The sequence below is a fragment of the Nostoc sp. UHCC 0252 genome (genome assembly GCF_034931145.1).
Taxonomy (GTDB): Bacteria; Cyanobacteriota; Cyanobacteriia; order Cyanobacteriales; family Nostocaceae; genus Nostoc.
Genome location: NZ_JAYGHE010000131.1, coordinates 1 through 8,982, shown reverse-complemented (window position 1 = coordinate 8,982; position 8,982 = coordinate 1). Strand labels below are relative to the sequence as shown.

Here is an 8,982-nt window from a genome sequence, read left to right as displayed (position 1 = left end):
CTAGTCAAACAGAGAAAGAATTCATAGAGATCAGGCACTTAGCGATTCCGGTTCTGTACGTGATATTTCCAAAACCCGACGTAACCAATATGAAGTTTCAACAGATGCAGATTGCTTTTGTTCAGCATCCGACCAAATATTGTCCCAGTGGAATAGCCATCGAGTCAACATCCGACCTAAGTCAACTAACTCACAGGCTCGGTCAATGTCGTCTGCTTTCACCATATCTGGTACAGTCCACTCGATAAAGTATCGACTTTCTTTGACCATAGTCAGCATCAATTCCTGAGATGATACCCCAGTCCAGAAAGACTGAATTTGCTCAAGGTGTGCAGCAAGATGATGTAAACGGGTAGGCACATCATCTTGTATAAAAATTTGTTGTCTCGGTGTCAATTCGATCATAAATTTACTAGGAATTCGATAATGATTTGAGCAACCCTTTCTCTAATATTAGAGTCCAAAATCTCCATTGACTTATTTTGCCGGGGGCGGAGATTGACAATCGATTCAAAAATCATCTTTTGAGTTATAGGCATAAAGCTTGCTGCCCAGATAGTTTCTTGCCTACTACCATCACCCAAAAGAGCCTGTTCACAGTCATAGTGCAAATCACCACCACCAACTAGTACCCGACGTTCTATATCGACTGCTGTTTTGATGTAGAACCTATGCTCTTGCAGCAAAAGTTCAAGTTGTTCCGGGGTAGCGCGTTCGCGTAACAGCAAAATCATACAACTTAAAACCTCTATCAAGCAAAGGAATTTTAATTATGAAACAGAATCAAGCACAAGTAATTGTTGTAAGTCTGACTAGCACATTAGCGGCCATATCTATCGGGTATTTAGGAGTACAAATTTTTGGTAAAAATACAATGTATACGATTATTACAGCCATGTTAGGGCTAGGTACTGGAGGAGCTATCGGTCAGGTTTTGGTGGAGAAAAGGCAGCAGCGAGCAGTACAAACACAGTCAAAACAAAGATAGGAGAAATCGCATGGAGACTTCAAAAGTTGTCACTATCCCGAATCACTGGACATCACCAAAATACTCGTTAGGACAAAGAACCAAGCAGGGGATGATTGTAGGCGTTCAGTATTGTCTATTTGAAAACTTGGTGGTTCCTGAACGAGATGGTTCATGGCGATATGCGGTATTATAGCGGTTCCCGACCTAGTGAGGTACGTTTTCAAAGCTACTAACCTTATTAAACAAGGTTTGGATGTACCTCACTTGCTTAGGAAACGCTATAGTTAGCACCGAAGATGAACAGGTCGAATATATTTCCGAATCTGGGGTTCAATTACCACCTGAAAAGGAGTTGCGTTTGGAGATAGAAGGCGAGATTGACTTTTGCCAGCGCAAGATTGAGAACCTGACACAGTATTTAGAGGTGGTGTGAAAAATCGGGCTTTAATAAAAAAAGCCCCAAAAGCCCGCTTTTCTCAAAAATTAACCAAGTGTGCCGCTTTGAGTTGTGACATCTCTATTGTTTACCCCAAGAGGATTTGAGGCATTTTTAACCACTCAAAAATTAAGTTGAAAAACAAAAGTGGCACGGGAAGCGGCATAGTGAATTACTTCAAACCCTTGAAAGTATTGATGTGAATGAGTTTAAGACTATAAACGGCTGTGACACTACCAATATAAGGATTTTGGGAAAAGCGGCCCAGTGACGCAACGAAATTATAGGGGTTGTGGACGTTGAAAAGTGACACGGCACGGTCGATTTGTGACATCCAATGCCTTGTATGGGAAGACCCTTAGACATCTCATACCGAAAGCCAAATAAAAAGAGGGGTATTTGTTATACCCCCCATTTTTGCTTGTATTAAAACTATCTAAGCTGTTGCCCATTCGATCCATTGCTCAACTTCTGGGCGGGTTAATTTCTGAGATGCTTTTAAAGTAACTCGCCATTTTTTCGCTCTGCGGTAAAGTGTTCGTAGAGATATTTGTTTACCTGTGACTCTTAGAATTATTTCAGGTAAATCTTTACCTATTGCATTGGTGTAACAGGCGTTGTAAATTGCTTCTGCTAGATAAAACTCTACAATTTCATTTTCTGCAAGTTTGAATTTAACTTGAAATAGAGTGACTTTTTTACTCGGATCGGGTTTCTTCAAATAAGCTAAGGTTAACAACCATAGTGCTTGTTCCTTTACCACTTCCCTAGCGTACTGTGGAACTTGGCACAATCTTAACCATTTGCGCCAAGTACGCTCTGCTATGGTACGGCAGTAGACTTGCTCACATGAGGTTTTGAGCCAGTCTAAAGGGTATTTTTCCATAGCCATTTGTATTATTCCTCCGTGGGTATTGCTGATTCGTCTACTAAAAATGTTTCCCAATCTACCGTTTCGATATCGAACACGTCTTTCAAGCCGTTGTTTTTGAGTATGTCTGCAACTAATTGACTAACCGTAGAGTTATTGATAGCCGCTTCTTGTTTCAAGTCCTGACAAACTTCTCGCCAATTTCCATCGCTGGAAACCCGATCAATCAAAATTGCTTCTGCCATACGAGTTTTACTTACTCCTCTGGTATGTCCCCATAGAATCAGGCGTATCTCTTTAACTAAGGGAAGGTTAACGGAAAATCTTCGGTCGCGTTTATCTGCCATGTTTATGATGCCAATTAGATTCCATAATTATACTTTTTAGCGTCCTATTTCCTAATTTTAATGCTATATCAAATAAATGGATGCTAAAATAACACTATTACTTGCATAAATGGAAGCTAATTGTGGAAAAGATTCAACAATTCCTTCAACCCTATAATATAGAAGCCACTGAGTCAGAAATCGCTGACCTCTGCGCCCAAGTTAACGCTGACATCGACCAATTGACCGATCAACAAGCCCAAGCGATCGCTACTCAGATTCTTGAGCAAAGACAAGCAAGCGGGAAACTTGCTACCAATAACAAGTCCAAAAATGGCAACGGTAAGTTAGGTAAAAACTCACCCCGCCGTAAATCCATTCCTCCATTGCAAGGAGCGATCGCTCATGCATCCCAGGTTTCAAACCAAGAAATTCAATCCTTGGAGGATGTCCTTAACGTCGGGATTGATGCTTACACAACCGACAAAGCCGACCAGTTGTTATCAACGATCCGCAATGCCCCCAAGGACGTGGTGAGTAAGTTTGTCTCTAAGGCGATGGAGGAGGAAGCTGACGTAGATTCCTTTCGTGCAATCGGTGACGAACTCGTTGCGGGTATTTTCGGCATTAGCCCAACAAATGCAGCCGAATAAATTCATTGGATTAGCAGCAGTACTGAATCTGCTGCTATTAACCCTCGTTTTGGGCGTGGCAATATATGGAGCAACAAGACCAAACCCATCGCAAAGCATTAAATATTCACCTGAAGAAGGACGGCGAGTTGAATCTGTCAGGGCTGACACTAGAAAATCTGACAACAGAAGAATTCCTGGTAGTCCAGCAAATTATTGATGAGTCGAGAGTGCGATCAAAGGACAATAGACAGATTGAGGAATTGATGCAACGGGGAATGATGGCTCAAACTGCGATCGCAGCTTTTACCATTCTGATGTTTTCGTTTATGGGGATATATGGCATAACCCGGTACATCGGGTCACAAGTTCAACAGGTTCACCAAACTTATACCAATTTTAAGTAGTTAACAAGGAGAAAGATATGTTAGGTAAATGGCTTCCTGGTTTATTCGGCAGTAAAGGTGATGGAGTAGTGTCAACAGATTTAAGAGTTGGGGATGCTACCCAAATTGAGGGGGATTTACCAAGTTCTATCCGCGCTCGTTATACGTTACCTGCTTACACCACTGCACAACAGGTTTTGGATGAAGCAGAAGTATCGGGAACTCTCAAAGCCCAGAAGTGGTTACACACTAAGTTCTCTCGCCATCGCCTTAAGCAGTTACAATCTCTAGCTGAAATGTATAAAAATCAACTGACATATTCTCAAGAAGGCATGAAGGTTGAGGAAGATTTGCAGCGAACTAGGGCGTTACATGGGGAGGCGGTGATCCGTCATGCCTTCGGATCGCAGGAACAACAACGCCAGCTTGGGGGATACGAGCAGGCATTTAATGAAGTGGGAGACAGCTTTAGGTTTTAAATATGACCCACGAATTTTATTTAGTGATTAATTACGTTATCCCTGGCTTTAATACTCAAACTAACCAAGTTACAGACATCAACGATTACTGTTATGGATTGTATGACAAGCTATGTCACCTGTTAAAAAATTCAGAACAATTCATTGTTGTTCGTGCTTGCCCTGTTAAACGAGGTCAAAAACCAAATCTTCCTTAATTTGAGTTGATCGTATGAAGCTGTCTTTTGTTGGATATGCAGTGTGTGGGGTTGGGCTATCAATGTTAATGGGGTTTCTCTCAGTTGCCAGCCCAGTTAGTCAATTCTTAGTGTGGATCATTGGCATGATTTGCATTTGCGGTTTGGCAGTTGGTTTATTTAACTTTGCTGGCTTAGTCGTCAAGGGATTCGGCTTCAACCGCAATACTTTCACCATCGGCTTGAATGCCTGGAGTCATATTTCTGTTTGTGTTTTTGACTTTAGTTGCAGCCGGTGTTGCGTTGGGGGTGAGGTAATGGGATTTGAATTACAACGTCTAACTGCCAGTAGCGTCATTCATGCAGAACGGAGTATTTTATGTTCTTTAGGAGCAAGTGCAGTGTTATGTCTGTCTGCTCCTTTTTTCTTAAATACTGACAGAATAACAACCGGGATGCTACTTGGCGCGGGAACAGTGAGTGCTGGCTTATTTGGGGTATCCGCCCAAATCAGCGAAAGTAAGGAAAAAGTTTACCAGTCTTTGCTAGAAGCTGACCTCAAAGCGCTTAAACAGCATTTACAAGGTGAGGCTGTTTATGATTATGTTACGACTGCGATCGCTGCCAAACGCCGAGTTGCTGATTACGTGAATCGGCTACCAATGCAAGAGCGCCCCCGGTGGATTGCTGAATATCAGTTGCAAGGTCTGGTTACACTCCCAGAACCACCAGCACAACAATCACCTTCACCGACTGGTATTCCCAATCCCGATATTGCTGACATTGATGAAGAATCGGTGCAGTCCGTGATTAATCCGGGTGCGATGAAAGTTCTCCAAGCGATCGCAGCTAATTATCCTGAGTACATCAGAATTGATGGTGCTTGGATTGATGAACTGTGTAATGCTGCATCTAATCAAAATATGACTCTTCGCAGTAATCACCATTTTTACCTTTCTGGTGGCACACAGTCTGGAAAGTCCACGCTGGCTGGAGTGATTATTAACAAAATCGCTGCAAAATCTCAAACACCAGCAATTGTGATTGGCAGCGATCCAAAGGATGATGTCACCAGATGGTTGTGCAAGTTCAGCCGTAAGTTTGACGGCATGAAAGAACTAAAAAACTGGATTACCTTTGCCACAGACCAAATTGACAAACAGAAAGCAAGAGTATCAATTGTTGGTGGTGAATGTCAGGGTGTTCCCGAATTATTTCTTGCTCAAGATGAAGTTGACAGTGTTTATGGTGGTGGCAAGGGACTTCCAGGAATGGTTGATGCTGACACTGCCAAAGACTTGCAGGGTTTTTGGAACTATATCATCAAATTCACTGCTGGGTTAAAGGGTCATGGTCTATTTATGGGCCAGTCCCCACTCTCTGGAGAAACCGGATTTAGCCGCCCGTCCTTGAAAAATGTTTGCTTTATTGCTGTAGGGCAGACATCGAGTTATATCCTTGACCATCCCCAGGATTTTGTAAATGTCAAAAAAGAGATTTTGGAGATGTTACGCCAAGCTTGCGAACTACTAGATAAAGCTGGTGTACGTTATGCCTTAGTAATTCCCACTCGGTCTAATCCCTTCGTTGCCCTAATCCCGGAATTTGATATCAAAGGTCTGGAGCAAAAACAGGATTCCAAACCGAATGCTGACACTGTTAATAGTTCTAAAAATAATCAGCAATCCTCACAGCAGCAGGTTGACTGGTATCAAGAAATTAGAAAATGGGCAACAGAATTAGGGAGAAAACCGCATTTTCAGGAAATCAAACAGAAGTGGCACGAATTAACGGGGCAAGAGTTAAACGAAAAAGGGGTGACTCTATTACTAGAAAATCTCGGCTACACAGACGATTAAACTGGAATGCTCGATATGGTAATCCCAAAGAGTACAGAAAACAAGTAGCCATCGCTCACAGAAAAACTCACAATTATTGTGTCGTTTGCCTGACTAAGAAAAGTGAAGAGATTCATCACGCTTACTATGGCAACGACATCATTGGTCAATCTACATTTCCTACGTGCTACCGTTGTCATAATGAGATTTGTCATAGTCCAATTAACTGGATAAAAAGCCGTAGTAATCCTGTTTGGGGCAATCGTAATACTGACGAATTTATTACCAGGCTACGACTAGGATACCAATTACTTTATGGAGGAATCATTTTATGATTAAACTGCTACTAAAGTATGCACCTGATTCCGTTGTAGATGCTGTAAATGATATTTCTTTAGCAGAACTGGACAAGCGAGGTTTAATAGTGTGGGCTGACACAACGCCGCTAGAGCCACAAGCTGAAAACTCAGCATTTAATTTGGCTTCTCGTTTCACTGAAGTAACGCCTGATAATCTGCTAGAAGTTTTCATGACTATTGCTCAAATATACACAAACTACGGCGATTGTTTAGCCTTGAGATACTTGATGGAATTATCGGCAGAATACTTTGGTTTAATTGGAGTTGAATCAAATGTATAGCGACTATGATGATTTGAATTTTGAAGAACGCTTACAACTTACTGAATCTGAAATCAGGCGACGACATCAGCAACGAATGTTCTTGCGTCGAAATGCCCAACTGTTACAGCAGGAGTTAGAGCTTGAAGCCGAACTTTTAGAAGAGAATCCAGAGTTAGCCCAGGTGATTCATTCTCTTAATATGCAGGAGATTCAATCCCAACAGCAAGGATTATTTGGTGTTATGCAAGGGGATTCAAACCCAAAAGGGCAAAGTGTTTGGAATAAGTTTTTTCCGGGATTGGGAGGTAATTAAGTATTTTCAGGGCTTTACTACTGGTGATATTGTCAAAGCTCATATTCTTACTGGTAAATTTGCCGGAATTTATACAGGCAGAATTGCAATTAAGTTTCGCCCTAGTTTTGTTTTGCACACTTTGGAATAAAACTTTGGTGTTCATCCTAAATATCTGAAAATCATACACAAAGCTGACGGCTATGAATACAAATAATGATGTCCTAATGGACAATTATAATATCGGAAGAAATTCCTCTCCCGCTAAACTCGATAGTTCTATCGGGAGTCCCATTTTCCCATTTAATATGGATAATTTGCAAGACTTAATAAACCAAATTCAACCCAACCTTGAAATAACTCAAGAATCTGAAACTAGAATTACTTTGCAGGGTAATTTCATTTCAAAATCTGGCACTGATGACCTTGAGTATTTTATTGGTTTGAGGTTAATCTCAGCATCTTTTCCTTTTAATAACAAGCTAGAGCGCCGTACTTATCAAAAACCAAAAATGATTACTTGTGAAAATTCCTAATCAGCTTGAATTTAAAGGTAACACGATTGAGGCACACGAGAACCATAAAGGGTTTGAAATAATCGTTACCTATTACCAACCAGATCCCTACGATGTAGGTTCTTATATCTACTACATCAGAAATTCTAGTTTGGAGTTAGTAGTCGATAGCTATAAAGACCGCTCATACGGGGAAGAGTCACTAGAAAAAGCATTAAATTATGCAAGATTCACTATAGAAAATCATTTAATTGAAGATTAACTATAGCTTTTGAGCAAGATATGGAATTTGACTGTAGATCAATAGGAGATAAAGACAAATGGGAATTAAAGTGACTTACTCAGTTTATATAGAATCTAACTCTGGCACAAAAGCGAATGTGTTAACCAATTTGCCTGATAAAACTGAAGCGGTAGAATCTGCCTTAAAACTGAATCATATTGTCAAGGACGCAGGATACAGAGGTAAGGCTTGTAAAGTTGTTAACCATGATGGGGAAAAATGATGCTTGGGATAATCAAAACTGAGAATTTACATTAGGAGAAAAATATACAACCAAGCGTTTCATCGGAAAACTTCAAGCCGCTTTGATAATAACCCATTTTGACTTTTTGATTTTGCTTATTTATACGGTTATCTAACATTGCAGTATCAGTCATAAATGCACCTTCAAAACCTGTATAATGCAGTTTTACTGAAAGGCAGCAGGAATGAATCCGTGTTTATGCGGAACTTATTAATCAGCTAACTTCATGAATCCGCACAATTGCCATAGCGAACGCATCTTGATTAAAGCTATGTCAGACTTATCAGTTTTTTCTTCGAGTCTCAACAAGTCTGTTGTGTTAGTACAGCAATCGAACCAGAATGGATTACTGCCGATACCTGTGCAATTCTTGAAATCAAAAATGCCAGTGATACGTTAGTTAGCTTCTTTCGATGAGTATAAAAGGGTATAGCTAATATCTATACCCCTGATGATGATAATAATCTTCAACAACAATGAATGCTCATTTTAACTAGACACTAGCTACTTTTAATAGTGTCATAATCACTACAACTCAAATGCTTTCTCGTTGCTTTTTGAAGATTATTCTATGTCTTAAGGCTGATATATCTCTTCTGATTTGTTAAGTAAGCTTATCCGTAAGATAGTTTTATTTTCTATGTAAAAACGTCTATTTTAGATATAGGCATGAGGAGTATTCTTATAAATCAAAATTGAAAAATAAAGTTACAGATTATGCCTTAATCAAAAGTTAACAACTAAGTAATTAAGCAAGCAAAACTAACTATTTCAGTCTCGTCTTGATTTGGAAGACTAATTCTATTATCAAAGCATTGGATTTCTCGAACACTATCTCCAAAAAATATGCCTAATCTATCAGGAAAGCACATTTCTTACTGGATTGACTCAACACCCACAGCTAATTTTCCA

At 40.2% G+C, this 8,982-nt stretch carries 18 protein-coding genes; 13 read left to right on the top strand and 5 right to left on the bottom strand.

Features of this window, described 5'->3' with window-relative positions:
• Positions 1–30: 30 nt before the first annotated feature.
• Positions 31–405 (bottom strand): hypothetical protein, encoded by a 375-nt coding sequence (locus VB732_RS34640; RefSeq protein WP_323235338.1) that lies wholly within the window; start codon positions 403–405, stop codon positions 31–33.
• Positions 402–734 carry a DUF5674 family protein gene (locus tag VB732_RS34635; protein WP_323235337.1) on the bottom strand — a complete coding sequence of 111 codons (333 nt, stop codon included), beginning with the start codon at positions 732–734 and terminating at the stop codon, positions 402–404. The genes VB732_RS34640 and VB732_RS34635 overlap by 4 nt, the downstream gene beginning before the upstream one ends.
• Before the next feature lie 38 nt (positions 735–772).
• Between VB732_RS34635 and VB732_RS34630 the strand changes: the two genes are divergently transcribed.
• Genes VB732_RS34630 through VB732_RS34620 form a run of 3 tightly spaced genes read left to right on the top strand, consistent with a single transcriptional unit; the run spans position 773 to position 1,403 of the window.
• Positions 773–988, top strand: a complete 216-nt coding sequence (locus VB732_RS34630; RefSeq protein ID WP_323235336.1) for a hypothetical protein — start codon at positions 773–775, stop codon at positions 986–988.
• A gap of 10 nt (positions 989–998) precedes the next feature.
• Positions 999–1,163, top strand: a complete 165-nt coding sequence (locus tag VB732_RS34625; protein WP_323235335.1) for a hypothetical protein — start codon at positions 999–1,001, stop codon at positions 1,161–1,163.
• Positions 1,164–1,223: 60 nt separating this feature from the next.
• Positions 1,224–1,403 (top strand): hypothetical protein, encoded by a 180-nt coding sequence (locus VB732_RS34620; protein WP_323235334.1) that lies wholly within the window; start codon positions 1,224–1,226, stop codon positions 1,401–1,403.
• 439 nt (positions 1,404–1,842) lie between these two features.
• Here the strand turns inward: VB732_RS34620 and VB732_RS34615 are convergent, their stop codons facing one another.
• A complete protein-coding gene (locus VB732_RS34615; RefSeq protein ID WP_323235333.1) occupies positions 1,843–2,298 on the bottom strand; it encodes a hypothetical protein in 456 nt (151 codons plus the stop codon).
• Positions 2,299–2,303: 5 nt separating this feature from the next.
• On the bottom strand, positions 2,304–2,624 hold the full coding sequence (locus VB732_RS34610; RefSeq protein WP_323235332.1) for a hypothetical protein: 321 nt from the start codon (positions 2,622–2,624) through the stop codon (positions 2,304–2,306).
• Positions 2,625–2,746: 122 nt separating this feature from the next.
• On the opposite strand from VB732_RS34610, the gene VB732_RS34605 reads away from it, so the two are divergent.
• From VB732_RS34605 to VB732_RS34560, 10 genes are all read left to right on the top strand, one after another.
• The gene (locus tag VB732_RS34605; RefSeq protein ID WP_323235331.1) at positions 2,747–3,256 is read left to right on the top strand and encodes a hypothetical protein; all 510 of its coding nucleotides are present in this window, start codon (positions 2,747–2,749) and stop codon (positions 3,254–3,256) included.
• A 65-nt stretch (positions 3,257–3,321) separates the two neighbouring features.
• Complete coding sequence (locus VB732_RS34600) at positions 3,322–3,642, top strand: hypothetical protein (protein WP_323235330.1); 321 nt, start codon at positions 3,322–3,324, stop codon at positions 3,640–3,642.
• Between the two features lie 17 nt (positions 3,643–3,659).
• Positions 3,660–4,100, top strand: a complete 441-nt coding sequence (locus VB732_RS34595; protein WP_323235329.1) for a hypothetical protein — start codon at positions 3,660–3,662, stop codon at positions 4,098–4,100.
• A gap of 2 nt (positions 4,101–4,102) precedes the next feature.
• On the top strand, positions 4,103–4,297 hold the full coding sequence (locus tag VB732_RS34590) for a hypothetical protein (RefSeq protein ID WP_323235328.1): 195 nt from the start codon (positions 4,103–4,105) through the stop codon (positions 4,295–4,297).
• Positions 4,298–4,311: 14 nt separating this feature from the next.
• On the top strand, positions 4,312–6,135 hold the full coding sequence (locus tag VB732_RS34585; RefSeq protein WP_323235327.1) for a hypothetical protein: 1,824 nt from the start codon (positions 4,312–4,314) through the stop codon (positions 6,133–6,135).
• Positions 6,136–6,445: 310 nt separating this feature from the next.
• Complete coding sequence (locus VB732_RS34580) at positions 6,446–6,754, top strand: hypothetical protein (RefSeq protein ID WP_323235326.1); 309 nt, start codon at positions 6,446–6,448, stop codon at positions 6,752–6,754.
• A complete protein-coding gene (locus VB732_RS34575; protein WP_323235325.1) occupies positions 6,747–7,049 on the top strand; it encodes a hypothetical protein in 303 nt (100 codons plus the stop codon). Before VB732_RS34580 ends, VB732_RS34575 begins: the two co-directional genes overlap by 8 nt.
• Before the next feature lie 182 nt (positions 7,050–7,231).
• Positions 7,232–7,564: a hypothetical protein gene (locus VB732_RS34570; RefSeq protein ID WP_323235324.1), complete on the top strand. Its 333-nt coding sequence runs from the start codon at positions 7,232–7,234 to the stop codon at positions 7,562–7,564.
• Complete coding sequence (locus VB732_RS34565) at positions 7,551–7,805, top strand: hypothetical protein (protein WP_323235323.1); 255 nt, start codon at positions 7,551–7,553, stop codon at positions 7,803–7,805. Before VB732_RS34570 ends, VB732_RS34565 begins: the two co-directional genes overlap by 14 nt.
• 58 nt (positions 7,806–7,863) lie before the next feature.
• Positions 7,864–8,049, top strand: coding sequence for a hypothetical protein (locus VB732_RS34560; RefSeq protein ID WP_323235322.1), 186 nt, complete (start codon positions 7,864–7,866; stop codon positions 8,047–8,049).
• Positions 8,050–8,080: 31 nt separating this feature from the next.
• Here the strand turns inward: VB732_RS34560 and VB732_RS34555 are convergent, their stop codons facing one another.
• Positions 8,081–8,203 (bottom strand): hypothetical protein, encoded by a 123-nt coding sequence (locus VB732_RS34555; protein ID WP_323235321.1) that lies wholly within the window; start codon positions 8,201–8,203, stop codon positions 8,081–8,083.
• Between the last annotated feature and the right edge of the window lie 779 nt (positions 8,204–8,982).

Coding starts and splice junctions, on each gene's coding strand:
- VB732_RS34635 (WP_323235337.1), bottom strand. CDS start 734: ATGATTTTGCTGTTACGCGAACGCGCTACCCCGGAACAACTTGAACTT.
- VB732_RS34590 (WP_323235328.1), top strand. CDS start 4,103: ATGACCCACGAATTTTATTTAGTGATTAATTACGTTATCCCTGGCTTT.
- VB732_RS34560 (WP_323235322.1), top strand. CDS start 7,864: ATGGGAATTAAAGTGACTTACTCAGTTTATATAGAATCTAACTCTGGC.
- VB732_RS34580 (WP_323235326.1), top strand. CDS start 6,446: ATGATTAAACTGCTACTAAAGTATGCACCTGATTCCGTTGTAGATGCT.
- VB732_RS34615 (WP_323235333.1), bottom strand. CDS start 2,298: ATGGCTATGGAAAAATACCCTTTAGACTGGCTCAAAACCTCATGTGAG.
- VB732_RS34595 (WP_323235329.1), top strand. CDS start 3,660: ATGTTAGGTAAATGGCTTCCTGGTTTATTCGGCAGTAAAGGTGATGGA.
- VB732_RS34555 (WP_323235321.1), bottom strand. CDS start 8,203: ATGACTGATACTGCAATGTTAGATAACCGTATAAATAAGCAAAATCAA.
- VB732_RS34610 (WP_323235332.1), bottom strand. CDS start 2,624: ATGGCAGATAAACGCGACCGAAGATTTTCCGTTAACCTTCCCTTAGTT.
- VB732_RS34640 (WP_323235338.1), bottom strand. CDS start 405: ATGATCGAATTGACACCGAGACAACAAATTTTTATACAAGATGATGTG.
- VB732_RS34600 (WP_323235330.1), top strand. CDS start 3,322: ATGGAGCAACAAGACCAAACCCATCGCAAAGCATTAAATATTCACCTG.
- VB732_RS34585 (WP_323235327.1), top strand. CDS start 4,312: ATGAAGCTGTCTTTTGTTGGATATGCAGTGTGTGGGGTTGGGCTATCA.
- VB732_RS34575 (WP_323235325.1), top strand. CDS start 6,747: ATGTATAGCGACTATGATGATTTGAATTTTGAAGAACGCTTACAACTT.
- VB732_RS34625 (WP_323235335.1), top strand. CDS start 999: ATGGAGACTTCAAAAGTTGTCACTATCCCGAATCACTGGACATCACCA.
- VB732_RS34620 (WP_323235334.1), top strand. CDS start 1,224: ATGTACCTCACTTGCTTAGGAAACGCTATAGTTAGCACCGAAGATGAA.
- VB732_RS34630 (WP_323235336.1), top strand. CDS start 773: ATGAAACAGAATCAAGCACAAGTAATTGTTGTAAGTCTGACTAGCACA.
- VB732_RS34570 (WP_323235324.1), top strand. CDS start 7,232: ATGAATACAAATAATGATGTCCTAATGGACAATTATAATATCGGAAGA.